Genomic DNA, 22,923 nt, shown 5'->3' on the forward strand with positions numbered 1-22,923 from the left:
GGCGGCGGCCGTGTCGCCGGCATCGGCTGGCAGGGAGGTCGGCGCGGTGCGCCAAAGAGGGCGCGTCAGGGCGGCGATCGCGGCAAGGCACAGTGCGGCCGCCAGCAGCAGGAAGAACAACAGCATCGGGGTCATGGGGCGCGCGGTCCGGCGCCGCCGGCGTCGTCCTCGTCGGGTTCGAAGTGATCGTCGCTCAGCCGCGCGCGCCGGCGCAGCACCAGCAGCAGGGTGACCAGGCCGCCCACCAGCAGCACGAAGGGGCCGAACCACAGCAGCCAGGTGCTGGTCCGGACCGGCGGGCGGTAGAGCACGAAGTCGCCGTAGCGGTCGGTCATGTACTGCAGGATCTCGGCCTGGCTGCGGCCTTCGCTCAGCATGTTGCGGACCTGCCGGCGCAGGTCGACGGCGAGGTCGGCGTGCGAGTCGGCGATGGTCTGGTTCTGGCAGACCAGGCAGCGCAGCTCGGCGGCGATGCGCATCACGCGCGCCTCGAGCACCGGGTCCTCGGCCAGCGGCGGGGCGTCCTTCGCCACGGCAGGGCCGGCCAGCAGGCCCGCCAGCAGGGCCGCGGCAACGAAGCGGCGCCCGCTAGCCATTCAGGGCCTTCAGCAGCGGCCGGATGCGGGTTTCGATGACGGCCGGCGTCAACGGGCCGATGTGCTTGAGGCGCACCAGCCCCTGCTGGTCGATCACGAAGGTCTCGGGCACGCCGTAGACGCCGAAGTCGATGCCGACGCGGCCGTCCGCGTCGAAGGCCGAGGCATCGTAGGGGTCGCCGAAGCGGCGCAGCCACTCCAGGCCGGCCGGCCGGGTGTCCTTGTAGTTCAGGCCGATCACCGGCACCGACTTGCTGCGGGCGAACTCCATCAGCGTCGGGTGTTCCTCGCGACAGGCCACGCACCACGAGGCCCACACGTTGAGGATCCACACCTTGCCCAGCAGGTCGTCGCGGCGCAGCGTCTGGTTCGCGTCGTCCAGTCGCGCGAGCGTGAAGGCCGGTGCGGGCTTGCCGATCAGCGGCGAGGGCACCTCGGTCGGCGACAGCCCGAGCCCGCGCCACAGGAAGACGACGAGGACGGCGAACAGGCCGAGCGGAAGGATGTAGCGCAGGCTCCTCAGCATCACGCCACCGCTCCGGCCGGGCCGGCCTGCTGCCCGTGCTCCTGGCGCTGCCGGGCGCGGTAGCGCCGATCGCTCGCCGCGAGGGCACCGCCCAGCGCCATCAGGACGCAGCCGCCCCAGATCCAGTTGACGAAGGGCTTGAAGTAGACCCGCACGATCCAGCTGCCGTCGGCGGTGGGCTCGCCCAGCGACACGTAAAGGTCGCGCGTGATGCCGCGGTCGATGTCGGCCTCGGTCATCGGGTTGCGCTGCACGCGGTAGATGCGCTTCTCGGGCTTCAGCAGCGTCACCGCCTTGCCGTCGCGCGTGACTTCGATCTGGCCCTGCAGGCCGTCGTAGTTCGGGCCCTGGATCTCCTTCAGGCCGCGCAGCGCGAACACGAAGCCGCCGGCCTCGGTGGTGTCGCCGATCGCCATCTTCACGTCACGCTCGAGCTGGTAGGTGGTGACCATGCTCACGCCGAAGGCGAACACCGCCACGCCCAGGTGGGCCAGCATCATGCCGAGCATCGCGCGCGGCAGCTGCCGCGCGCGGGCCGCCAGGCTCATCGGCAGGCTGCCGGCCGGGCGCAGCCGCTCCCACAGGTCGACCCCGAGGGCGGCGACGATCCAGTAGCTCATCAGCAGGCCGAGCGTCGCGCCCAGCGCGATGCGGCCGGCCAGCCAGCCCGTGAGCAGCGCCGCGACCACCGCGATGGCGGCAGCCCAGCGCAGCCGGCGAGCCAGGTCGGGCAGTTCGGCCTGCTTCCAGCGCGCCAGCGGCCCCACGCCGAGCAGGAACACCGCTGGCACCATGAGCGGCACGAACACGGCGTCGAAGTAGGGCGGCCCGACGGAGATCTTGCCCAGGCCCATGGCGTCGAGCAGCAGCGGGTAGAGCGTGCCGAGCAGCACCGACAGCGTGGCGACGACGAACAGCACGTTGTTGGCGAGCAGCATCGACTCGCGCGACACCACGCCGAAGCGGGCGCCGAGCCCCACCTTGGGCGCGCGCCACGCGTACAGGGTGAGCGAGCCGCCGATCACGATGACCAGGAACAGCAGGATGAACAGGCCGCGCTGCGGGTCCGTGGCGAAGGCGTGGACCGACGACAGCACGCCCGAGCGCACGAGGAAGGTGCCGAGCAGCGACAGCGAGAAGGCGACGATCGCCAGCAGCACCGTCCAGGACTTGAAGGCGCCGCGCTTCTCGGTGACCGCCAGCGAATGGATCAGCGCCGTGCCGGCCAGCCAGGGCAGGAACGAGGCGTTCTCCACCGGGTCCCAGAACCACCAGCCGCCCCAGCCCAGCACGTAGTAGGCCCAGGTGCTGCCGAGCATGATGCCCAGCGTCAGGAAGGCCCAGGCGGCGGTGGTCCAGGGCCGCGTCCAGCGCGCCCAGGTGGCGTCGAGCGTGCCGCCGAGCAGCGCCGCGACGGCGAAGGCGAAGGCCACCGAGAAGCCCACGTAGCCCATGTAGAGCATCGGCGGGTGCACGATCATGCCGGGGTCTTGCAGCAGCGGGTTCAGGTCGTTGCCGTCCGGTGGGACCGGGAACAGGCGGTCGAAGGGGTTGGAGGTGATCAGCATGAACAGCAGGAAGCCCACGCTGATCAGGCCCATCACCGCGAGGATGCGCGACACCACCGGCACCGGCAGGTGGCGGCTGCGCAGCGCCACCGCGAGCGTCCAGCTGCTGAGCATCAGCACCCACAGCAGCAGCGAGCCCTCGTGGCTGCCCCAGGAGGCGGCGATGCGGTAGAACAGCGGTAGCGCGCTGTTCGAGTTGGTGGCCACGTTCAGCACCGAGAAGTCGTGTCGCACGAAGGACGCCACCAGGCAGCCGAAGGCCAGGGCAACCAGCAGGAACTGCGTCTGCGCCGCCGGTCGCGCGAGCGCCATCCAGTCGGCGCGGCCGCGAGCGGCGCCCAGCAGCGGCAGGGTGCCCTGGACCAGGGCGGTGGCCAGCGCCAGCAGCAGCGCGATCTGCCCGAGCTCGGGAATCATGGTCGGGTTTCCTTGACGACGGTCTCGCCGAGCTTCTGGTTGCTGGCGCCGGCACGCTGGAGCGCCTCGGCGGCTTCGGGCGGCATGTAGTTCTCGTCGTGCTTGGCGAGCACCTCGCGGGCAACGAACACGCCGTCGTCGCCGAGCTGGCCTTGCGCGACGACGCCCTTGCCCTCCTTGAACAGGTCGGGAAGGATGCCCTGGTAGCGCACCGGAATGCTCTTGACGGTGTCGGTCACGACGAAGCGCACCACCAGGCCGTCGCGCTGCACGCTGCCGCCGTCGACCAGGCCGCCGAGGCGGAAGGTGCGGCCCACCGGCGCCTCCTTCGCCGCCACCTGGGCCGGCGAATAGAAGAACACGAGGTTGCTCTGGAAGGCATTGAGCACCAGCGCCGCGGCCACGCCCACGGCCGCGACGATGCCGACGATCAGCGCCAGGCGCTTCTGGCGCGGCTTCATGGCTGCAGCTCCGTGTCGACCGTCTCGCCGGCGGCACGCGCGAGCGCCAGGCGCTGGCGGCGCGCGACCCGCCAGGGTTCGGCCGCCATCAGCAGGGCCGTGACGGCATACGAGCCCCACACGTAGAGGCCATAGCCGCCCATGTCGAAGAACGCCGAGGCGCTGGGCCAATTCATCAGGACTGCTCCTCGCGTGTTCGGGACCGTGTCGCCAGGTCGCGCACCCAGTCGGCATGCGACTCGCGTTCCAGCACCAAGGCGCGGGCGCGCATGAACACGACCGCGAAGGTGTAGGCCCAGAACGCGAACGTCATCAACAGCATTGCCGTCAGCATGGTGGTGGCCATCTTGGGTGCCGCGGTCATGGTGATCGTGGCGCCCTGGTGGAGGGTATTCCACCACCGGACCGAAAAATAGATGATGGGGATATTCACCGCGCCCACGATCGCCAGCAATGCTCCGGCACGGTCGCCGCGTCGCACGTCGTCGATCGCCGCAACCAGCGCGATGTAGCCTAGATACAGAAACAGCAGGATCAGTTCCGAAGTCAGCCGGGCGTCCCATACCCACCAGGTGCCCCATGCGGGTTTGCCCCAGAGGGCGCCGGTCCACAGCGCGAGGAAGGTGAACAGCGCGCCGGTCGGCGCCAGCGCGTGCGCCAGCATGAAGGCCATGCGGGCATTGAACATCCAGCCGACGGCGGCCCAGAAGGCCATCGCGAGGTAGATCACCATCGACATCCACGCGGCCGGCACGTGGATGAAGATGATGCGGTAGGACTCGCCCTGCTGCGCGTCGGTGGGCGCGACGAAGAAGCCCATGTAGAGCCCGGCCGCCGCCAGCGGCGCGGCCGCCGCCCACAGCCAGGGGATGAGCCGGCCGGCCAGCGCGTGAAAGCGCGCGGGCGCGGCGAAGGTGAACCAGCGAAAGCGTTCGGTCACGCCGTTTTACTCCAGTGAGATGCGCAGCGCGGCTGCGGTGGCGACCGGCGCCGTCAACGCCGTCAGGATCAGCAGCGCCCCGAGGATGGAGAAGTGTCCTCCAGGCGACAGGCCGGCGTCGACCGCGGCGACGGCGCCGGTGCCGAAGATCAGCGCCGGGATGGTGAGCGGCAGCACCAGCAGCAGCAACAGCACGCCGGCGCTGCGCAAGCCGAGCGTCAGCGCCGCGCCCACCGCGCCGAGCAGGCTCAGCACCGGAGTGCCGAGCAGCAGCGACACGAGCAGCGCGCCGAGCGCGTCGCGGTGCATGTCGAACAGCAGACCCAGCAGCGGCGCGGCGGCGATCAGCGGCAGGCCGCTCAGCGTCCAGTGGGCAGCCGACTTGGCCGCGGCGATCACCACCGCGCTGCGGCCGGTCAGCAGCATCTGTTCCAGCGAGCCGTCGGCGAAGTCGCTCGCGAACAGCTGCGACACCGACAGCATCGCGGCGAGCAGCGCGCACACCCAGGCCAGGCCGGGTGCCAGCTGGCGCAGCACCTGCGGCTCGGGCCCGACGCCGAGAGGGAACAGGCTGGCGGTGACGACGAAGAAGGCCACCGGTATCAGCGTCTCGACGCGTCGGCGCAGCGCGAGACGCAGGTCGCGCAGGTAGACGGCGAGGAACAGGTCGCGCATCTCAGGCGCACCGGTCCAGGTCGATCTCGCGCGGCCGCAGCCGCACCGTGTCGAGCGCGAGGTGGCTGGTCAGCAGCACGCTGCCGCCGCGCGCCGCATGCGCCAGCAGCAGATCGTTCAGCCGCTCGATGCCGTCGGCATCGAGCGCGTCGTAAGGCTCGTCGAGGATCCACAGCGAGGGCTCGTCCTCGACTGCCAGCCGAGCCAGCGCGACGCGCCGCCGCTGCCCTTGCGACAAGGTGCGTACCGCGGCCGTGCGGCGGCCCTGCAGGCCCATGCGGTCGAGCGCGGACTGCACAGCGGCGGCGCTGCAAGGGCGCCCGTGCAGGCGCAGCAGGAACTGCAGCGACTCGGTCGCACTCAGGTCGTCCTTCAGCGCATTGGCGTGGCCGATGAAAACGAAGCGCCGGTCCACGGCAGATGTGCTGGCCGCCACGCCGTCACGCAGGATCTCACCGTCCTCGGGTCGGGCCAGGCCGGCGGCGAGGCGCAGCAGGCTGGTCTTGCCGCGACCGTTGCGACCGCGCAGCCAGACGATCTCGCCGCCGGCGACCTCGAACGCCAAGCCCTTGAACAGCAGGCGGTTGCCGCGCCGGCAGGCCAGGCCGGTGGCCGACAGGTGTGGTGCAGCGGCACGGGACAGCGGGACGTGTGGCGACAACACGGGACGTTTCAGGTTGCAAGGGCGGTGCGCAAGGCGTGCCGACTGTACTGCGGTCGTGGCCGGCCGCTGGGCGTACGAACGGCCCACGGCGGAGACCGGAGGGCGACTCCGGTTGCGCTTGCTCACATCTGAATCGTCTTCATGCAGACAAGCACAAATACGGCAGCAAATCATCTGCGACAGCGTGTAAGCGCTGCGTGCACTGCCAACTATTGACGCGTTTTTCGCTGGTTCAAGCGCGAGTATTCGTCCGCTCCGAACCCGCCGGCTTCCGGCAGCGTCCGGCGCACGAAAGAACGAACGAACAAGAAGGGTCCGTCGCCCGATCGGCGGACGAGCAGCTCAGGGGAGATCGTGATGTCCATGTCCAGCCTGTCGAGTGTCGGCCGCCGTGCGGCGGGCGCGGTACGCATGCCGGCCGCGGCCTGGGTGCAGGGCGGTTGGATGCGGCGCGAGGAGGCCATCATGGGCACCTCGATCAGCGTCGAGCTGTGGAGCGAAGACCCGTCCGCCGGCAACGCCGCGATGGATCTGGTGATCGGCGAGATGCACCGCATCGACCGCGGCATGAGCCCGCACAAGCCGGACTCCGAGCTGTCGCGCATCAACCGAGAGGCGGCGGTTCGGCCGGTACCGCTCAGCGAGGAGATGTTCGTGCTGCTGGCGCGCTCGCTGGAGTTCTCGCGCCGCTCCGAAGGTGCCTTCGACATCACCTTCGCCGGCGCCGGCCGGCTGTACGACTACCGCGAGCGCATCCGGCCGACCGATGCCGCGCTGGCACAGGCCTGTGCGGCCGTCGGCCACCAGTACCTGGAGCTCGACGCCGCCGCGCGCAGCGTGCGCTTCGCCCGCGACGGCCTGCGCATCGACCTGGGCGGCTTCGCGAAGGGGCATGCGGTGGACAACGCCGCCGCGATCCTTGCGCGCCGCGGCATCCGCCATGCCTTCATCAGCGCCGGCGGCGACAGCCGCGTCATCGGCGACCGCCGCGGCCGGCCCTGGACCATCGGTGTGCGCGATCCGCGGCGGCCTGGCGAGATCGTCGCGCTGCTTCCGCTCGAGGACGCGGCGGTCTCCACCTCCGGGGACTACGAGCGCTACTTCGACACGCCCGACGGCGCGCGCTGCCATCACATCCTCGATCCGAGGACCGGCAAGTCCCCGGACAGCGTGCGCAGCGTGACCATCATCGCGCCGGACGGGCTGACCAGCGAAGCGCTCTCGAAGTGCCTGTTCGTGATGGGCGTCGAGCGCGGCCTGCGCTTCGTCGAATCGCACGCCGGTGTCGACGCGTGGTGGTCGACGCGGCGGGGGCGCTGCACTACTCGTCCGGACTGCTCGCCGCCGGCGCGCAGCCGCGGCAGTGACACAAGAACCGCAAGTGACTCTCGCTCGTTGAATTCACCGATCAGGGGACCAGGATGAAGAACCAGCTGGGAAGACAACAGGCACTGCTGCTGGCCTGCAGCGCCGCGCTGCTGGGCCTCGGGCTCACGGCGTGCGGCAGCGGCGGTGGCGGCTCGGACACGGTCACCGTCCAGGGCGACGTGCCAATCGCCTACGTGAAGCGCGCCAACACGATCCGCATGAACCCGACCAACGGCGCGCCGACCGCGCCGGGCGGCGACCTGATGATCCGCGAGAAGTCCTCGCCGAGCGCGCCCGAGCACAACATCACCACCCAGTTCACGCAGGGGCAGGGCGACGCGTCCGACCCCGAGGTCTCGTACGACGGCAAGAAGATCGTGTTCGCGATGCGCTGCCCGACCACGAACACTGCGCAGATCGATGGCGGGCCCGCCTGCACCGGCCGCTGGAACATCTGGGAATACGACATGACCACCGGCGGCTACACCGGCGGCAGCTTCCGGCGCCTGACCAGTTCGACGCAGGACGATGACGTGGACCCGGCCTACCTGCCGGCCGACCGCGGCTTCGTGTTCTCGTCGAACCGCCAGACCAAGTCGAAGAGACGCAGGCGCTCGGCCAGACCTACTACGCACTCGACGAGTACGAGCGCGAGCGCGTCTTCAACCTGCACACGATGACCGCCAACGGCGTGAACATCCAGCAGATCTCGTTCAACCAGAGCCACGACCGCAACCCGGTGGTGCGCCCGAACGGCGACATCCTGTTCTCGCGCTGGGAGCATGTGGGCGACCGCAACCGCTTCGCAATCTTCCGCACCAAGCCCGACGGCACCGACATGTTCGTGCTGTACGGCGCGCACAGCCCGGGCAACAGCTTCCTGCACCCGCGCGACATGGATCCGGCCGGCGCCTACAGCGGCTTCCTGACCTCTTCGCTGATGTCGCTGTCGGGCACCCACGAGGGCGGCTCGCTGATGCTGGTCGACGCCGCGAACTACTCCGAATACAACACGCCCGCCAACCGCAACGTACAGGCACTGGGCGGGCAGGCGCAGATCACCGCGCAATCGCTCAACGACGGGCGAGGCCTGTCGCGCTACGGCCGCGTCACCTCGCCGTTCCCGCTGTGGGACGGTACCGACCGCGTGCTGGTGGGCTACCGGCCCTGCGAGGTCACGCGCGACGGCGACGTGGTGTCGTGCGCGACACTCAGCAGCGCCGAGATTGCGCGGCTCAACGACGAGGAGCGCACCGAGGCCGAGGTCGCTGCCGACCCGGTGCAGGACAACGTGCCGCCGTCGTACGCGATCTACATGTACGACCCGTCCAAGCAGACCTGGCTGAACGTTGCCGCTCCGCCGTCGGGCTTCATGTACACCGACCCGGTCGCGCTGCAGCAGCGCCCCGAGCCGAACGCCGCCGACCCGACCAACGTGGACCCCACGCTCGCGGCGCAGAATCTGGCGCTGATCGAGGTGCGCAGCGTCTACGACACCGACGGCCTCGACCGCATGGGCACCTCGATGCTCGCCGCCGCCGACCTGCCGAGCGGCTGCACCACCGCGATCGAGAAGACCGCACCGACCGATCCGCTGGACACCCGCAACCTGGTCGCCGACCTGCTGCGCATCAAGGACCCGGCCGACCCGGCCTACAACTGTGCGCCGGCGCGCTTCGTTCGCGCGGTGCGGGCGGTGGCGCCGCAGGCCAACATGATGGGCATGCGCGAGGCGATCGGCGAGACCGACTTCGAGCCGCAGCAGATCCTCGGCTACGCGCCGGTGGAGCCCGACGGTTCCTTCAAGCTGCAGGTGCCGGCCGACACCCCGCTGGCGCTGGCGATCGTCGACGCCAAGGGCCGTGGCATCCAGACCCACCTGAACTGGATCCAGGTGCGGCCCGGCGAACGCCGCACGTGCGACGGTTGCCACAGTCCGCGGCGCGGTGCTGCGCTCAACTCGGGCTCGATCGTCAACACGCTGGCGACGGCGCTGCTGCCGTCGATGTCGGGCGCGCACCAGTCCGGCGAGACCATGGCCTCGCTGCGCACGCGGCTGGATCCGACGGCGCTGAGCCTCGGCGCCGACATGGTCTACACCGACGTGTGGGCCGACACCAGCCGCGGCGGCGTGGCGCGCGCGCCGATCACGGTGCGCTACACCGGCAACACCAATCCCGCCGACGACCTGGCGACTGCGGTGCCGGTCAACGGCATCATCAACTACGCCGAGCACATCCAGCCTCTGTGGACGCGCAACCGTGGAGGCAACACCTGCACGGGCTGCCACAACGACCCGGCCAAGCTCTCGCTGCAGGGCACGACCAGCGGTACGGGCCGACTGCTGTCCTACGACGAACTGCTGATCGGCGATCCGGTGATCGACGCCGGCACCGGCCTGCCGGTGACGCGCATCGAGGACGGCGTGCCGGTGATCGTGCGCGGCGCCGCAGTGGTGGAGACCATGAGCGGCAATGCCGGCGGTCTGGCGCGCATGAGCCGGCTCACCGAGATCCTGTTCGGCGAGGAGCTGATGGCCGGCGCCGCGGCGCGCACCGCGCATCCCAACCCGCCCGGCACCGCACCGAACCACGCGACCATCCTCAATGCGGCGGAACGCCGTCTGGTGACCGAGTGGATGGACCTGGGCGGCCAGTACTTCAACGACCTGACCAGCAGCCCGAGCGTCGTCAACGTCGCCGCGGCGCTGACCCAGGCCTCGTTCGAGGCCCAGGTGCAGCCGGTGCTGCGTGCCAGCTGCTCGGCGGGCTGCCACCAGCCGGGCGGCAATGCCGGCGCGTCGCAGACGACGCCTTCCTATGCGCGCAACCGCTTCATCCTCACCGGCGACCCGGGCGGTGACTACAACGTCACGCTGACGATGATCTCCGACACCTGCAACGCGGCGGCGAACTACCTGCTGAGCCGTCCGTCCACGGTGCCGCACCCGGCCGGGGCCGCCGGCCAGAGCGCCGCCGTGCTGCCGGTCGGCAGCGCGGGCTACACGGCGATCGCCAACTGGATCACCAGCGGATGCACGCCATGACCCTGAAGACTCTGCTGCCGCTGACGGCGCTGCTGCTGGTGAGCTGCGGCGGCGGCGGCAATCCGCTCGGCAATCCGTCGGACGTGGACAACAGCGGCGGCGTCACCGGCCAGAAGCTGTCGTTCATCTACTTCCAGAAGTGCATCAACCCGATCTTCCAGGCGCAGCTGCAGATCAACATCAACGGCGTGATCTCGACCAACAGCTGCGCCGGATCGGGCTGCCACGACAACACCAACGGCACCGGCGGCGCCTTCCGCGTGGTGCCGACGGCCGCCGAGGTCGACCTGGCCGATCCGGCCAACACGCCCGAAGTGGTGCGCGACAGCGACATGTACAAGAACTTCTACTCGGCGCAGGGCGAGGTGATTCCCGGTTCGCCCACCACCAGCCGGCTCGTCACGAAGCCCCAGGTGCTGGGCGTGCTGCACGGTGGCGGCCTGATCTTCGAGAACGACCAGGACCCGAACGTCAAGCTGCTGCAGTACTGGATCGGCCACCCCTCGCCGCAGGGCCAGGACGAGTTCAGCGTCGCCGGCAACAGCATGTTCACGCCGGCCGATCCGGCCACCGGCGTCTGCAACACCCAATGAACCGAACCTGCCTCTTCTCCGCTCGTCGGGCCCTCGCGCTCGCGCGCCACGGCCTCGCCTTCACGCTGCTCGCCGCTGCGGCGGCCGGCCTCCCCGTGCGTGCCGCGGAAGACGCTGCCACTGCGGCCGACGACGAGGAGCGCGTGCAGATCGCCGACCCCTACATCGAGCTGCACACCGGGCCCGGCCGTGGCTACCCGGTGCACTTCGTCGCGGCGCGCCAGGAGTGGATCGCCATCACGCTGCGGCACACCGATTGGTACAAGGTGCGCACCGCCGGCGGCAAGGAAGGCTGGGTGCACCGCAAGCAGCTCGAGACCACGCTGACCGAGGCCGGTGGCGCCAAGACCTTCCGCGACATCGCGCTCGACGATTACCTGGGCCGTCGCGTCCAGCTCGGCGCAGCCTGGGGGCAGTTCAAGTCGGAGCCGATGCTCAAGTTCTGGACCAGCTACAAGCTGTCGGACACGCTGAGCGTCGAGGGCACGATCGGCCAGGTGCAGGGGCTCTACTCCGGCACCGACTTCTGGCACGTCAACGTGCTGGCCGAGCCCTGGTCGGACCAGCGGCTGTCGCCGTTCTTCGGCATCGGCCTGGGCAAGTTCCGCAACTTCCCGAACCAGAGCCTGGTGGCGGCATCGGTCACCGACGCGAAGCTCGCGAACGCCGGCATCGGCGCGCGCTATCACGTCTCCGAGCGTCTGGTGCTGCGGGTCGACTACACGATCTACACCGCCTTCGTCGCCGACACCCGCAGTACCGAGTACCGCGCGGTCACCGCCGGCCTGTCCTTCTTCTTCTAACGAGAACACCATGACCGGAAGACCCCACGCCCAGCCTCTGCTGACGACGGCCCTCGCGGCCGCTGCCCTGACCGCCGCGCTGGCCACGGCGCCCACCACAGCCGCCGCCCAGAGCCAGCAACCCGGCAACGAGCAGGTCATCGTGCCGGAGGTCGACCGCCGCGACGTCCAGCTGCCGCGCTTCCCGTCGAACGACTTCGAGATCGGCCTGTTCACCGGCACCTACGCGACCGAGAACTTCGGCTCCAGCGTCGTCGGCGGCGTGCGCCTTGGGTACCACATCACCGAGGACTTCTTCGTCCAGGGCGTCTATGCGCAGACCAAGGTCAGCGACGAGGCCTTCCGCCAGGTGCTGCCCGGCGGCGTGTTCGCCGACGAGGACGAGAAGCTGGCGTACTACAACCTCTCGGTCGGCTACAACGTGCTGCCCGGCGAGGTCTTCCTCGGCCGCAAGCGGGCCAAGGCCACCGCCGTCTACGTGATCGGCGGCATCGGCAGCACCAAGTTCAACGACCAGCGGCGCCAGACCTTCAATGTCGGACTGGGCATGCGCCTGATGCTGGCGGACTGGGCGGCCATGCAGGTCGACATGCGCGACCACATCTTCTCGATCGACGTGCTGGGCAAGCGCCAGAGCACGCAGAACCTCGAGCTGACGGCCGGCCTCAGCTTCTTCTTCTGAAGGAAGGACGCCCATGACCCTGATCCTGCAAGCCCCGCGTCGACAGGCGCTGCGCCTGTGCGCCGGTGCGGCGCTGGGCGCCTACGCCGGCCTCTGCGTCCCGGCCATCGCACCGTCCACGACGGCGCCCGACTTCACGCTGCGCAGCATGGACGGGCCGAACCTGCGGCTGCAGGAGCAGCGCGGCCGGGTGGTGATGGTGAACTTCTGGGCCACCTGGTGCGGTCCGTGCCGACAGGAAATGCCACACCTCAACCGGCTGTACGAGAAATACCGCGCGTCGGGCTTCGTGCTGATCGGCGTGAACGTCGACGACGACGTGCGCAAGGCGGCCGACGTGGCCGCCAAGCTGGGCGTGAGCTTCCCGGTGCTGCTGGACACCGACAAGAAGGTGAGCCGCCAGTACGACCTGAGCACCATGCCGTCGACGATCCTGATCGATCGCGACGGGCGCGTGAAGTACGTCCATCTTGGCTACAAGACCGGCTACGAGGACACCTACGACAAGCAGGTCCGGGAGCTGCTCAAGCAATGAAGCCGCCACGCATCCTCACTTCCGCGGCGGCTGCGCTGCTGGGCCTGTCGCTGCTGACGGGCTGCGCCATCCAGCCCTGGGTCAAGCCCTACGAGCGCGAGCGACTCGCCGATCCCATCATGCAGTTCGCGCAGGACCCGCTGGTGGACAAGCATCGCGAGCATGTGCGCAGCGTACGCGAGGGCGCGCGCGGTGCCACCGGGGTACAGGGAGGTGGTTGTGGCTGCAACTAGCCTTCGCCGCCTGCGCCGACGCCACTGGGCGCGTGTCGCCGGCCTGCTGGGCAGCGTGCTGGCCGCCGGTGCGGCCCGCGGCGTCGACCTGCCGGGCGACCAGGCCGAGGCGCTGGCCCACGTCTACAAGGGCGGCGGCGTGACCGCCTCCGGCCCGGCGCTGCTGGTGCGCAAGAGCCTGGCCGACAAGGTGTCGCTGTCGGCCTCCTATTACGTGGATGCGGTGAGCAACGCGTCGATCGACGTCGTCACCACCGCCAGCCCCTACCGCGAGCGTCGCACCGAGTACGGCTTCGGTGCCGACTACGTGGTCCGCGACTCCAAGCTCACGCTGGGCTTCACCCACAGCAAGGAGCCCGACTACACGGCCGACACCATGAGCTTCGACGTGAGCCAGGAGGTGTTCGGCGGCATGACCACCGTGAACCTGGGCTTCACGCGCGGCTCCGACAAGGTCGGCAAGAAGGACTCGCCCGAGTTCTCGGACTACGCCCGGCACTGGCAGTACCGCCTGGGCGCGACGCAGATCCTGACACCGCGCTGGCTGATGAGCGCGAACCTCGAAGTGCTGTCGGACGACGGATTCCTGGGCAGTCCCTACCGCGTGGCGCGCGTGTTCGGCGCCGCCGTGCCCGAGCGCAACCCGCGCACGCGATCGGCGCGAGCCGTCAAGTTCCGCGTGGTCGGCGACCTGGGTTCGCGCGACGCGCTGCGCGCCGAGTACCGCTACTTCTGGGACACCTGGGCCATCAAGGCGCACACCGCGGAGGTTGGCTACAGCCGCTACTTCGGCGAGCTCTGGCTCGGCGATGCCTTCGTGCGCGTGCACACCCAGGACCGTGCGCTGTTCTACAGCGACAACGCCACTGTCGAGACAACCTACATCTCGCGCAACCGCCAGCTGAGCAGCTTCAACAACATCGGGCTGGGCAGCAAGCTGTCCTACACCTTCAAGCAGGTGCCGGGGCAGTACGAGCTGAAGGCGGGCGGTGCGCTGGAGTTCGTTCGCTACAACTTCCGCGATTTCACCGACATCCGCACCGGCAGCCGCTACAGCTTCACCGCCAGCGTGCTGCAGGTCTATGTATCGGCCACCTTCTGAAAGAGTCCGGCGTATGTTCAGTCGATGCTGTAGAGCCTCGTGGCCGGGTGCCTGATCGGTGTGGTCCTCGCGCCGGCGCTGGCCGCCGATGCGGCCGCAACGCCGCCGGCCAGCGTGCCCGCCGGCGGCCTGGACAGCCGCATCCAGGACGTCAAGGGCGACGTGATCCGCCTCAACCGTGACCTGCTGGTGCTGGAGGAGGAACTGCTGTTCCCGGCCAGCACGCAGGTGGCGCTGTTCGTGTCGATGGACGTGGGCAAGCTGTTCGAGCTCGACTCGGTGCAGATCAAGCTCGACGACAAGGTGGTGGCGAACTACCTCTACACGCCGCTGGAAGTGCAGGCCCTGCACCGCGGCGGCGTGCAGCGCGTCTACCTCGGCAACCTGCGCACCGGCGAGCACGAGCTGGTGGCCTTCTTCACCGGCAAGGGGCCGCACGAGCGCGACTACAAGCGCGGCGCGACCGTGAAGTTCGAGAAGGGCACCGACCCGAAGTACATCGAGCTGCGCATCAACGACTCCACCGGCAAGCTGCAGCCGGAGTTCGACGTCAAAGTCTGGCAGTGAGGCGCATGGGTTCGAGGTCCTTCCTGTCGCGCGCAACGAAGCGGCTCCTTGCCACGGCCGCATTCGCGGCGCTGTTGCCGGCCGGCGGCGCGCTGGCGGCCGAGCCCCAGCCGCAGCGGGTGATCAAGGATCCGCACTACGGCGACACGCTGTTCCACTTCTTCCAGGACCACTACTTCACGTCGATCACCACGCTGATGACCTCGCAGCACTTCGACCGCGTGCCCGCGCACGCCGACGAGGCCGAAGTGCTGCGCGGCGGGCTGCTGCTGTCCTACGGCCTGCACCGCGAGGCCGGTGAGATCTTCGCGCAGCTGATCGAGAAGGGTGCGTCGCCGACGGTGCGCGATCGTGCCTGGTACTACCTGGCCAAGATCCGCTACCAGCGCGGCTTCCTCGCCGAGGCCGAGCAGGCCATCGACCGGGTCGAGAACTATCTGCCACCGGCGCTGGAAGACGACCGCGGCCTGCTCAAGGCCAACCTGCTGATGGCGCGTGGCGACCACGCCGGCGCCGCCGCCGTGCTGAACGGCATGGCCAAGCGCCCCGGCGCCGGCCAGTACGCGCGCTTCAATCTCGGCGTGGCGCTGGTGCGCAGCGGCGATACCGCAGGCGGCAGCGCGCTGCTCGACGAGATCGGCCGTGCGCCGCAGCCGGACGAGGAGTTCCGGACGCTGCGCGACAAGGCCAACGTGGCGCTCGGCTTCGCTGCGCTGCAGGACGAGCGGGCCGAGGCGGCGCGCGGCTACCTGGAGCGCGTGCGGCTGGAGAGCCTGCACGCCAACAAGGCTCTGCTCGGCTTCGGCTGGGCGGCCGCGGCGCTCAAGCAGCCGGCCAAGGCCCTGGTGCCGTGGACCGAACTGGCGCAGCGCGACGGCAGCGACGCGGCGGTGCTCGAGGGCCGCATTGCCTTGCCCTATGCGTATGCCGAGCTGGGGGCTCTGGGTCAGGCGCTGGCGCGCTACAACGAGGCGATCGCCGCCTACGACCGCGAGGCGGCGCACCTGAACGAATCCATCGCGGCGATCCGCGCCGGCAAGCTGGTCGAGGGCCTGATCGACCGCAACCCCGGCGACGAGATGGGCTGGTTCTGGACGCTGCGGGAGCTGCCCGAGCTGCCGCACGCCGGGCATCTGGCGCAGGTGCTGGCGGAACACGAATTCCAGGAGGCCTTCAAGAACTACCGCGACCTGCGTTTCCTGTCCAACAACCTGCAGCACTGGGCCGACAACCTCGGCGTGTTCGGCGACATGCTCGCCAACCGGCGCCAGGCGTTCGCGCAGCGGTTGACGCAGGTCCAGGCGGGCGCCAAGGCGAACGAGAGCGGGCTCGACGCGGTTCAGCAGCGTCGCGACGCGCTGGCCGGCGACCTGGCGCGCGCCGAATCGCAGGCCGACGGTGTGGCCTTCGCCGATGCGCGGCAGCGCGAGTTGCTGACCCGCATCGACGACGTGCGTGCTGCGCTGAAGGCGCAGGCCGGCGACCCGCAGTTCGCGACGGCGCCCGACCGGGTCCGGCTCGCCGCCGGGGCGCTGAGCTGGCAGCTGGCGCAGGACTACCCGGCGCGCGTGTGGGAGGCGAAGAAGGCGCTGCAGACCATCGACAGCGAGCTGGCCGAGGCGCGCCGCCGCGACACCGCACTCGCCCAGGCGCAGCGCGACGAGCCGGTGCGGTTCGGGAGTTTCGACGGGCGCATCGCCGAGCTCGACCGCCGCATCCAGGCGCTGATCCCGCGCGTCGCCGCGCTGAGCCGCGAACAGCAGCAGGTGGTGCAGGACATCGCGGTGGCGGCGCTGACGCGCCAGCAGGAGCGCCTGACGGCCTACCTCACCCAGGCCCGCTTCGCAGTCGCTCAGCTGCATGACCGTGCCACCCTGGCCAAGGAGACCGACCGTGCGTCCGCGCAGTAGCCGTCGCTTGCTGCTGCCGCTGCTGATCGCCGGCGGGCTGGGTGCCTGCGCCGGCAAGCGCAGCGGCACGCCCGACGACGAACCGACGCTGCGCAGCCTGGCCGGCCGCGAGATCCGTGTGCAGCAGGACGCCGGCATCGCGGGCAGCGAGGAGCAGGCGATCGCGGCCTACCGCAAGTTCCTCGAGGTGGCGCCCGGTGCACCGCAGCGCGCCGAAGCGATGCGACGCCTCGGCGACCTGGAGATGGAGAGCGCCGACAAGCGCAGCGTCGAGGCCACCGCGAGCAGCGGGCCCGATTACCGCGCCGCCATCGCCAGCTACCAGGGCTATCTGAAGGCCTATCCCAAGGACCCGGGCAACGACCGCGTGCTCTACCAGCTCGCGCGCGCCCAGGAGCAGGGCGGTGAACTGGAAGTGGCGCTCAAGACCCTCGACCGGCTGGTGCAGGACTACCCGCAGACCGCCTACCGCGACGAGGCCCATTTCCGCCATGGCGAGCTGCTGTTCACGGTGCGGGACTACGCGAAGGCCGAGCAGGCCTACGGGACCGTGCTCGCCGGCGACGAGGAGGGCCCCTACCAGGGACGCGCGCTGTACATGCAGGGTTGGTCGCGTTTCAAGCAGGGGCGGCTCGAGGAGGCCCTGAGCCCGTTCTTCGGTGTGCTCGACCTGACGCTGGGTGATCTCGAAGGCGACGACGACCTGGACAGCCTGGCCGACCTGAGCCGCGCCGACCGTGAGCTCGTCGAGGACACGTTCCGCGTCGCCAGCCTGTGCCTGCAGAACCTGCAGGGCGCCGAATCCATCCCGGCCTACATCACCAGCGACGTGCGGCGCGGCTACGAGTTCCGCATCTACCAGCAGCTCGGCGAGCTCTATATCAAGCAGGAGCGCACCAAGGACGCGGCCGACACCTTCGGCGCCTTCGCGCGGCGCCAGCCGCTGCACGCGCAGGCGCCGGTGCTGCAGGCGCGCGTGATCGAGATCTACCAGCAGGCCGGCTTCGCCAACCTGGCGCTGGAGGCGAAGAAGGAATACGTGGCCCGCTACGGCGCGAGCAGCGAGTTCCGGCGTGCCAACCCGCAGGCTGGGAACGCGCGCAGCCGCTGGTCAAGACCCACCTGGCCGAGCTGGCGCGCCACTATCACGCCAGCGCGCAGAAGAGCAGGAGCACGGCCGATTACCAGGAGGCGGTGCGCTGGTACCGCAGCTGGCTGGAGTCGTTCCCGACCGACCCCGATGCAGCGGCCAACAACTTCCTGCTGGCCGAGCTGCTGTACGAGGACGCGCGCCACGCCGAGGCCGTGACCGAGTACGAAAAGACGGCCTACCAGTACCCGCCCCACGCAAAGAGCGCCGACGCCGGCTATGCGGCCCTGCTCGGCCATGCGCAGCTCGAGAAGAAGGCTCCGGCGGCCGAACGGCCGGCGCTGCAGCGTGCGGCGGTCGCCAGCGCGCTGCAGTTCGCGAAGGCCTTCGACGGCGATCCGCGCGTCGGCCCGGTGCTGAGCAATGCCGCCGAGAAGCTCTATGCGCTGGGTGACGCCGAGCCGGCCGCCGGTGTGGCGCAGCAGGTGCTGGATCTGAAGCCGCCGGCCGCCGCCGAGCAGCGCCGGGTCGCGTGGACCGTGCTCGCGCACACCGCCTTCGAGCAGGGCGCCTTCGACCGTGCCGAGCGCGGCTATGGCGAGGTGATCGCGCTGACGCCGGAGAAGGCGCCTGGCCGTGGTGAGCTGGTCGAGCGCCAGGCCGCGTCGATCTACAAGCAGGGCGAGCAGGCCCGCGCTGCGGGTCAGTCGCGCGAGGCGGTCGACCATTTCGCGCGGGTGGCCACGGTCGCGCCGCAGTCGACCGTGCGGGCGACCGCGCAGTACGACGCCGCGGCCGCGCTGATCGGCCTGAAGGACTGGGACGGCGCAGCCCGCGCGCTCGAGGACTTCCGCCAGCGCTTCCCGACCCACCCGCTGCAGCCGGAGGTCGGCGGCAAGCTGGCGGTCGTCTACGTGGAGCAGGGCCGCTGGGCCCAGGCCGCCGGCGAGTACGAGCGACTGGCGGCCGCGGCCAAGTCGCCAGCCACCGCGCGCGCCGCGCAGTGGCAGGCAGCCGAGCTGCACGAGAAGGCGGCCGAGAAGGGCGGTTCGCGCGCCGCGGCCGCGAAGGCCTACGAGACCTATCTGAAGCAGCACCCCGAGCCGCTGGAGCCGGCGATGGAGGCGCGCTACAGGCTCGCCCGCATCGCCAAGGCGGAGGGCAACGCGACGCGCGAGCTCGCACTGATGCAGGAGAACCTGCAGGCCGACCAGCGCGGTGGCACGGCGCGCACCGACCGCACCCGCTACCTCGGCGCCACCGCGGCGCTGGCGCTGGCCGAGCCGAGCCTGGACGCCTACCGCAAGGTGGCGCTGGTCGAGCCGCTGGCCAAGCAGCTCAAGTTGAAGAAAACCCGGATGGAAGAGGTGCTGAAGGCCTATGGCGTGGCTGCCAACTACGGTGTGGCCGACGTCACGACGGCGGCGACCTTCCACACCGCCGCGCTCTACCAGGATTTCGGCAAGGCGCTGATGGGCTCGCAACGGCCGAAGAAGCTGTCGAAGGCCGAACTCGAGCAGTACAACGTGCTGCTGGAGGAGCAGGCCTTCCCGTTCGAGGAGAAGTCGGTCGAGCTGCACGAGGTGAACGCGCGCCGCGCCGCCGCCGGGCTGTACGACCCCTGGGTCCAGCGCAGCTTCGCGGCGCTGCGCGAGCTGCAACCGGTGCGCTACGGCAAGGTCGAGCGCAGCGAGGGAGTGATCGATGCGATCCGCTGACGCGCACCGCGCATCTTCCTTCGCCGGCGTGGCCGGTCTCGTGCTGCTGGGCGCGGCGCTGAGCGGCTGCGCCGCGATGCAGCAGCCCTTGAAGGCGCTGCAGCAGGTGGTGACACCGGCCGCGTCCGAGCCCGCCGCGTCCGCTGCCGCTGCCGCAGCGGCACCGGCCCCCGTGGCGGCACCGGTGGTCGCAGAAACGCCGGTGAGCCCCGCGGTGCAGCGCGCCTACGACGAGGCCCGCAAGGCGATGCGCGCCGGTCGGCCGGCGGATGCCGAGCTCGGGCTGCGCGCGATCGTGAAGTCCAACCCCGAACTCGGCGGCCCGCACGCCAACCTGGGCCTGCTGCTGCGCCAGGCCGGCCGGCTGCCCGAGGCGGTGGCCGAGCTGGAAGCGGCGGTGCACGCCAACCCGCAGCAGGCGGTCTATTTCAACCAGCTCGGCATCGCCTACCGCCAGCAGGGCGAGTTCGCGAAGGCGCGCGAGGCCTACGAGCGCGCCATCGATCTCGACGCGACCTATGCCTCGCCGCTGCTGAACCTGGGCATCCTGCACGACCTCTATCTCGGCGAGGGCTCTCGTGCCCTCGCGCTCTACGACCGCTACCTGGCGCTGTCGCCGGGCGGCGACGCGCAGGTCGCGAAGTGGGTCGCCGACCTGAAGAACCGCAAGCCGCCGCCGGTGACGGTGAGCCGCAAGGAGCAGCCATGAGACCGTCGTCCGTTCGCGGTGTGCTCGCCGTCGTCGCGATGGTGGTGGCTGCACCCGCGGTGTGGGCGCAGGACCGCGCCGACATCGACCGCACGCAGATCATCGGCAACCGCGAGTTGCCGAAGGTGCTGTACATCGTGCCTTGGAAGAAGCCCTTGCCCGGCGATCTGTCGGGCCGGCCGGCGGTGAGCGTGCTCGACGAGGCGCTCGCACCGATCGACCGCGACGTGTTCCGCCGCCAGCTCCAGTACGACGCGCAGTTGCAGCCCCGCCCAGCGGGGGCGGCGCCGGCCCGTCCTTGATCCGAGTCCCTCCCCTTACCCAGTTCGTCACAGGAGAAGCCCATGAGCATCCTCGAGTTTGCCGTCAAGTTCTTTCAGGACAGCGGCGTCGCCATCTACTTCAGCATCGCGATCATGGCCATCGGCCTGGCGATCGCGATCGAGCGCTACATCTTCCTGAACCGCGCCCGCAGCCAGAACCGCAAGCTGTGGGCACAGGTGCTGCCGCTGCTGCAGAACGGCCGCTTCAAGGAGGTGCAGGGCGTGACCGAGAAGTCGGACGCCGCGATCGGCAAGATCGTCGCCAACGGCCTGCAGCGCATGCAGAGCCCGGGCCGCCGCGAGGACATCGATGCGGCGATGGAGGAGGGCATGATGGAGATCGTGCCGCGCCTGGAGAAGCGCACGCACTACATCGCGACCTTCGCCAACGTGATCACGCTGGTGGGCCTGCTGGGCACCATCATCGGCCTGATCAAGGGCTTCACCGCGGTGGCCGCGGTCAACCCGGCGGAGAAGGCCGAGCTGCTGTCGGCGTCGATCTCGATCGCGATGAACAACACCGCGTTCGCACTGTCGGTGGCCATTCCCTTCCTGCTGATCCATGCCTTCCTGCAGGCCCGCACCAGCGAGATCGTCGACGGCCTGGAGGCCGCGAAGATCAGCTTCCTGAACCTGGTGCAGCGCATCAAGGCCGAATCGGCTCCGGCGAGGTAATCCACCATGCGTGTCCGACGCCTGCGCAAGAACGTGGCCCAGCTCGAGGTCACGGCGTTCATCAACGTCATCGTCGTGCTGGTGCCATTCCTGCTCTCGACTGCGGTGTTCACGCGGCTGTCGGTGCTCGAGCTGACGCTGCCCGCGCCGTCGTCCGGCGTCGAGCAGCTCAAGGTCGACGACCTGAAGCTCGAGGTGGTGATCCGTCCCGACGCGCTGGACGTCGGCGACCGCATCGGCGGGCTGATCCAGCGCATCCCGATGGCCTCTGCCGGTCACCACGATCTGGCCGCGCTGTCGCTGCTGATGCAGCAGGTGAAGCTCAAGTTCCCGGAAACCACCACAGCGACCGTGCTGGCCCAGCCCGACACGCCGTACGAACTGCTGGTGCAGGTGATGGACACGATGCGCGAGGCCCCGGCAGCGCCGACCGTGCAGGCCCACGCGACCGCGCCGGCCGCCATATTGTTCCCGGACATCTCGATCGGCGACGCTCCGATCAGCGTCGCCAGGAAATAGGGAGAGGTCGACGATGAAGCTCACCCCGCTTCAGAAGCGCGCCGAACGCAAGGCGCGCAACAACCACGGTCTGGACATGAACCTCGTGGCCCTGATCGACATCTTCACGATCCTGATCTTCTTCCTGATGTCGAGCACCGGCGTGGAGGTGCTGAGCACCAGCCGCGCGGTCAAGCTGCCCGAGTCCAGCGCCGAGAAGACGCCGCGCGAGACCATCGTGGTCACCGTCAGCGGCTCGGAGATACTGGTCGATGGCCGCAAGGTCGCCACGGTCGGCGAGGCCATGGCGGGCGAGGATGACCTGATCGCGCCGCTGAAGGCCGAGCTGGATCTGCAGGCCAGCCGCCCGGTGCTGCGCAAGGAGAACGAGGCGCAGGGCAAGGCCGTGACGATCATGGGCGACAAGGACATTCCCTACCGCCTGCTGCGCAAGGTGATGTACACCGCCGCGCGTGCCAACTTCAGCGACGTGGCGTTCGCCGTCACGCGGAAGGCGACGACATGAGTGCCGCCGCTGCTTCCGTCTCGTTCCGTGCGCCGCTGCTGCCCTGGGCGGTGGCGCTCGAGGACGAGGCGCGCTTCCGCCGCATCCTGCGCGCCGTGCTGGTCGCCTGCGTGATGGTGTGCCTGGCGCTGCTGCTGATGCCGCGGCCGGTCGAGGACCGTGCCGCGCCGGTCGAACTGCCGCCGCGCCTGGCCAAGCTGGTGCTGGAACAGAAACCCGTGCCACCGCCACCGTCTCCACCGGCCGCAAAGACAGCGGCCCTGCCGCCGCAGGCCGACCCGAAGCCGATCGGCTCGACCAGCAAGCCGCCGAGCCGCGACCCCGAGACCGTGCGCAGGCCGGTGCCCGAGGCGCGCCAGCCGGTGGCCGGCAAGCCGCCAGGCGAAGTGGCCGAGGCCGCGCGCCGCAAGGCAGCCGGCGTGGGCTTGCTGGCAATGGCCGATCAACTGGCCGAGATCCGCGGTGCGCCGGTGGCGGTGCAGTTGCAGAAGGACATCAAGCAGGGGCCCGGTGTGGGCACCGGCAAGGGCGTGGGTGTCGGGGCCGGCACCGAGGCCGGCACGCCGGCGCGTGCGCTGATCACGTCGAACGCCGGCCAGGGCAGCGGCGGCATCAACACCGCGGCCTACAGCCGCGACACCGGAGGCGGCGGTCTCGCCGGCCGCGCGACCACGCTGGTGGAGGGTGTGGCCGGTGGC

At 70.0% G+C, this 22,923-nt stretch carries 26 protein-coding genes and 1 pseudogene; 19 read left to right on the plus strand and 8 right to left on the minus strand.

Annotated features, from left to right (window positions below; translation table 11 throughout):
* Positions 1 to 131 precede the first annotated feature (131 nt).
* The 8 genes from Y694_RS11350 to ccmA are packed head-to-tail and all read right to left on the minus strand — an operon-like array spanning position 132 to position 5,847.
* On the minus strand, positions 132 to 596 hold the full coding sequence (locus Y694_RS11350; protein ID WP_036232495.1) for a cytochrome c-type biogenesis protein: 465 nt from the start codon (positions 594 to 596) through the stop codon (positions 132 to 134).
* Positions 589 to 1,122: a DsbE family thiol:disulfide interchange protein gene (locus Y694_RS11355; RefSeq protein WP_011828809.1), complete on the minus strand. Its 534-nt coding sequence runs from the start codon at positions 1,120 to 1,122 to the stop codon at positions 589 to 591. Before Y694_RS11355 ends, Y694_RS11350 begins: the two co-directional genes overlap by 8 nt.
* Positions 1,122 to 3,107 carry a heme lyase CcmF/NrfE family subunit gene (locus Y694_RS11360; protein ID WP_036232501.1) on the minus strand — a complete coding sequence of 662 codons (1,986 nt, stop codon included), beginning with the start codon at positions 3,105 to 3,107 and terminating at the stop codon, positions 1,122 to 1,124. Before Y694_RS11360 ends, Y694_RS11355 begins: the two co-directional genes overlap by 1 nt.
* Positions 3,104 to 3,568 carry a cytochrome c maturation protein CcmE gene (ccmE, locus tag Y694_RS11365; RefSeq protein WP_036232504.1) on the minus strand — a complete coding sequence of 155 codons (465 nt, stop codon included), beginning with the start codon at positions 3,566 to 3,568 and terminating at the stop codon, positions 3,104 to 3,106. The genes Y694_RS11360 and ccmE overlap by 4 nt, the downstream gene beginning before the upstream one ends.
* Positions 3,565 to 3,744: a heme exporter protein CcmD gene (gene ccmD, locus Y694_RS11370; RefSeq protein WP_036232507.1), complete on the minus strand. Its 180-nt coding sequence runs from the start codon at positions 3,742 to 3,744 to the stop codon at positions 3,565 to 3,567. Before ccmD ends, ccmE begins: the two co-directional genes overlap by 4 nt.
* On the minus strand, positions 3,744 to 4,508 hold the full coding sequence (gene ccmC, locus Y694_RS11375; RefSeq protein ID WP_011828812.1) for a heme ABC transporter permease CcmC: 765 nt from the start codon (positions 4,506 to 4,508) through the stop codon (positions 3,744 to 3,746). Before ccmC ends, ccmD begins: the two co-directional genes overlap by 1 nt.
* Before the next feature lie 6 nt (positions 4,509 to 4,514).
* On the minus strand, positions 4,515 to 5,183 hold the full coding sequence (gene ccmB / locus Y694_RS11380) for a heme exporter protein CcmB (protein WP_036232510.1): 669 nt from the start codon (positions 5,181 to 5,183) through the stop codon (positions 4,515 to 4,517).
* A gap of 1 nt (position 5,184) precedes the next feature.
* On the minus strand, positions 5,185 to 5,847 hold the full coding sequence (gene ccmA, locus Y694_RS11385) for a cytochrome c biogenesis heme-transporting ATPase CcmA (RefSeq protein WP_051495726.1): 663 nt from the start codon (positions 5,845 to 5,847) through the stop codon (positions 5,185 to 5,187).
* Positions 5,848 to 6,204: 357 nt separating this feature from the next.
* Between ccmA and Y694_RS11390 the strand changes: the two genes are divergently transcribed.
* The 19 genes and pseudogenes from Y694_RS11390 to Y694_RS11470 form a co-directional block, all read left to right on the plus strand.
* The gene (locus tag Y694_RS11390; RefSeq protein WP_051495727.1) at positions 6,205 to 7,272 is read left to right on the plus strand and encodes an FAD:protein FMN transferase; all 1,068 of its coding nucleotides are present in this window, start codon (positions 6,205 to 6,207) and stop codon (positions 7,270 to 7,272) included.
* Entirely contained in the window at positions 7,269 to 7,895 is a 627-nt protein-coding gene (locus Y694_RS25795) for a hypothetical protein (RefSeq protein WP_231497642.1), read from the plus strand. Before Y694_RS11390 ends, Y694_RS25795 begins: the two co-directional genes overlap by 4 nt.
* The gene (locus Y694_RS11395) at positions 7,892 to 10,261 is read left to right on the plus strand and encodes a hypothetical protein (RefSeq protein WP_231497643.1); all 2,370 of its coding nucleotides are present in this window, start codon (positions 7,892 to 7,894) and stop codon (positions 10,259 to 10,261) included. Before Y694_RS25795 ends, Y694_RS11395 begins: the two co-directional genes overlap by 4 nt.
* On the plus strand, positions 10,258 to 10,854 hold the full coding sequence (locus Y694_RS11400; protein WP_148210905.1) for a hypothetical protein: 597 nt from the start codon (positions 10,258 to 10,260) through the stop codon (positions 10,852 to 10,854). Before Y694_RS11395 ends, Y694_RS11400 begins: the two co-directional genes overlap by 4 nt.
* Complete coding sequence (locus Y694_RS11405) at positions 10,851 to 11,657, plus strand: SH3 domain-containing protein (protein WP_011828818.1); 807 nt, start codon at positions 10,851 to 10,853, stop codon at positions 11,655 to 11,657. Before Y694_RS11400 ends, Y694_RS11405 begins: the two co-directional genes overlap by 4 nt.
* Positions 11,658 to 11,667: 10 nt before the next feature.
* Positions 11,668 to 12,339 carry an outer membrane beta-barrel domain-containing protein gene (locus Y694_RS11410; protein ID WP_011828819.1) on the plus strand — a complete coding sequence of 224 codons (672 nt, stop codon included), beginning with the start codon at positions 11,668 to 11,670 and terminating at the stop codon, positions 12,337 to 12,339.
* A 13-nt stretch (positions 12,340 to 12,352) separates the two neighbouring features.
* Positions 12,353 to 12,874 carry a TlpA disulfide reductase family protein gene (locus Y694_RS11415; protein WP_036232515.1) on the plus strand — a complete coding sequence of 174 codons (522 nt, stop codon included), beginning with the start codon at positions 12,353 to 12,355 and terminating at the stop codon, positions 12,872 to 12,874.
* On the plus strand, positions 12,871 to 13,107 hold the full coding sequence (locus tag Y694_RS11420; RefSeq protein WP_049820775.1) for a DUF4266 domain-containing protein: 237 nt from the start codon (positions 12,871 to 12,873) through the stop codon (positions 13,105 to 13,107). Before Y694_RS11415 ends, Y694_RS11420 begins: the two co-directional genes overlap by 4 nt.
* On the plus strand, positions 13,094 to 14,209 hold the full coding sequence (locus Y694_RS11425; RefSeq protein ID WP_051495728.1) for a DUF3570 domain-containing protein: 1,116 nt from the start codon (positions 13,094 to 13,096) through the stop codon (positions 14,207 to 14,209). Before Y694_RS11420 ends, Y694_RS11425 begins: the two co-directional genes overlap by 14 nt.
* A gap of 39 nt (positions 14,210 to 14,248) precedes the next feature.
* On the plus strand, positions 14,249 to 14,776 hold the full coding sequence (locus tag Y694_RS11430) for a hypothetical protein (protein ID WP_036232518.1): 528 nt from the start codon (positions 14,249 to 14,251) through the stop codon (positions 14,774 to 14,776).
* A 5-nt stretch (positions 14,777 to 14,781) separates the two neighbouring features.
* Positions 14,782 to 16,686 (plus strand): lipopolysaccharide assembly protein LapB, encoded by a 1,905-nt coding sequence (locus Y694_RS11435; protein ID WP_036232521.1) that lies wholly within the window; start codon positions 14,782 to 14,784, stop codon positions 16,684 to 16,686.
* Positions 16,670 to 17,995, plus strand: a complete 1,326-nt coding sequence (locus Y694_RS25800) for a tetratricopeptide repeat protein (protein WP_231497644.1) — start codon at positions 16,670 to 16,672, stop codon at positions 17,993 to 17,995. The genes Y694_RS11435 and Y694_RS25800 overlap by 17 nt, the downstream gene beginning before the upstream one ends.
* Positions 17,881 to 19,494 (plus strand): tetratricopeptide repeat protein, encoded by a 1,614-nt coding sequence (locus tag Y694_RS25805; protein ID WP_051495729.1) that lies wholly within the window; start codon positions 17,881 to 17,883, stop codon positions 19,492 to 19,494. The genes Y694_RS25800 and Y694_RS25805 overlap by 115 nt, the downstream gene beginning before the upstream one ends.
* On the plus strand, positions 19,481 to 20,203 hold the full coding sequence (locus Y694_RS11445; RefSeq protein ID WP_036232525.1) for a tetratricopeptide repeat protein: 723 nt from the start codon (positions 19,481 to 19,483) through the stop codon (positions 20,201 to 20,203). Before Y694_RS25805 ends, Y694_RS11445 begins: the two co-directional genes overlap by 14 nt.
* Positions 20,200 to 20,505, plus strand: a complete 306-nt coding sequence (locus Y694_RS11450; protein ID WP_011828826.1) for a hypothetical protein — start codon at positions 20,200 to 20,202, stop codon at positions 20,503 to 20,505. Before Y694_RS11445 ends, Y694_RS11450 begins: the two co-directional genes overlap by 4 nt.
* Before the next feature lie 42 nt (positions 20,506 to 20,547).
* Positions 20,548 to 21,201 carry a MotA/TolQ/ExbB proton channel family protein gene (locus Y694_RS11455; protein ID WP_036232528.1) on the plus strand — a complete coding sequence of 218 codons (654 nt, stop codon included), beginning with the start codon at positions 20,548 to 20,550 and terminating at the stop codon, positions 21,199 to 21,201.
* A gap of 6 nt (positions 21,202 to 21,207) precedes the next feature.
* Positions 21,208 to 21,720, plus strand: coding sequence for a biopolymer transporter ExbD (locus Y694_RS11460; protein ID WP_036232531.1), 513 nt, complete (start codon positions 21,208 to 21,210; stop codon positions 21,718 to 21,720).
* Between the two features lie 13 nt (positions 21,721 to 21,733).
* Positions 21,734 to 22,225, plus strand: a complete 492-nt coding sequence (locus Y694_RS11465; RefSeq protein WP_011828829.1) for a biopolymer transporter ExbD — start codon at positions 21,734 to 21,736, stop codon at positions 22,223 to 22,225.
* A pseudogene (locus Y694_RS11470) lies at positions 22,222 to 22,923 on the plus strand (energy transducer TonB); the annotation flags it as partial. The gene Y694_RS11465 and the pseudogene Y694_RS11470, both read left to right, overlap by 4 nt.

Origin of the sequence: Methylibium sp. T29-B, assembly GCF_000576225.1 — a bacterium.
Taxonomy (GTDB): Bacteria; Pseudomonadota; Gammaproteobacteria; order Burkholderiales; family Burkholderiaceae_C; genus Methylibium; species Methylibium petroleiphilum.

Coding starts and splice junctions, on each gene's coding strand:
- Y694_RS11400 (WP_148210905.1), top strand. CDS start 10,258: ATGACCCTGAAGACTCTGCTGCCGCTGACGGCGCTGCTGCTGGTGAGC.
- Y694_RS11445 (WP_036232525.1), top strand. CDS start 19,481: ATGCGATCCGCTGACGCGCACCGCGCATCTTCCTTCGCCGGCGTGGCC.
- Y694_RS11465 (WP_011828829.1), top strand. CDS start 21,734: ATGAAGCTCACCCCGCTTCAGAAGCGCGCCGAACGCAAGGCGCGCAAC.
- ccmB (WP_036232510.1), bottom strand. CDS start 5,183: ATGCGCGACCTGTTCCTCGCCGTCTACCTGCGCGACCTGCGTCTCGCG.
- Y694_RS11460 (WP_036232531.1), top strand. CDS start 21,208: ATGCGTGTCCGACGCCTGCGCAAGAACGTGGCCCAGCTCGAGGTCACG.
- Y694_RS11415 (WP_036232515.1), top strand. CDS start 12,353: ATGACCCTGATCCTGCAAGCCCCGCGTCGACAGGCGCTGCGCCTGTGC.
- ccmE (WP_036232504.1), bottom strand. CDS start 3,568: ATGAAGCCGCGCCAGAAGCGCCTGGCGCTGATCGTCGGCATCGTCGCG.
- Y694_RS11420 (WP_049820775.1), top strand. CDS start 12,871: ATGAAGCCGCCACGCATCCTCACTTCCGCGGCGGCTGCGCTGCTGGGC.
- Y694_RS25795 (WP_231497642.1), top strand. CDS start 7,269: ATGAAGAACCAGCTGGGAAGACAACAGGCACTGCTGCTGGCCTGCAGC.
- Y694_RS11395 (WP_231497643.1), top strand. CDS start 7,892: ATGACCGCCAACGGCGTGAACATCCAGCAGATCTCGTTCAACCAGAGC.
- Y694_RS11410 (WP_011828819.1), top strand. CDS start 11,668: ATGACCGGAAGACCCCACGCCCAGCCTCTGCTGACGACGGCCCTCGCG.
- ccmD (WP_036232507.1), bottom strand. CDS start 3,744: ATGAATTGGCCCAGCGCCTCGGCGTTCTTCGACATGGGCGGCTATGGC.
- Y694_RS11450 (WP_011828826.1), top strand. CDS start 20,200: ATGAGACCGTCGTCCGTTCGCGGTGTGCTCGCCGTCGTCGCGATGGTG.
- Y694_RS11390 (WP_051495727.1), top strand. CDS start 6,205: ATGTCCATGTCCAGCCTGTCGAGTGTCGGCCGCCGTGCGGCGGGCGCG.
- Y694_RS11405 (WP_011828818.1), top strand. CDS start 10,851: ATGAACCGAACCTGCCTCTTCTCCGCTCGTCGGGCCCTCGCGCTCGCG.
- Y694_RS11350 (WP_036232495.1), bottom strand. CDS start 596: ATGGCTAGCGGGCGCCGCTTCGTTGCCGCGGCCCTGCTGGCGGGCCTG.
- Y694_RS11360 (WP_036232501.1), bottom strand. CDS start 3,107: ATGATTCCCGAGCTCGGGCAGATCGCGCTGCTGCTGGCGCTGGCCACC.
- Y694_RS11455 (WP_036232528.1), top strand. CDS start 20,548: ATGAGCATCCTCGAGTTTGCCGTCAAGTTCTTTCAGGACAGCGGCGTC.
- Y694_RS11355 (WP_011828809.1), bottom strand. CDS start 1,122: ATGCTGAGGAGCCTGCGCTACATCCTTCCGCTCGGCCTGTTCGCCGTC.
- Y694_RS11435 (WP_036232521.1), top strand. CDS start 14,782: ATGGGTTCGAGGTCCTTCCTGTCGCGCGCAACGAAGCGGCTCCTTGCC.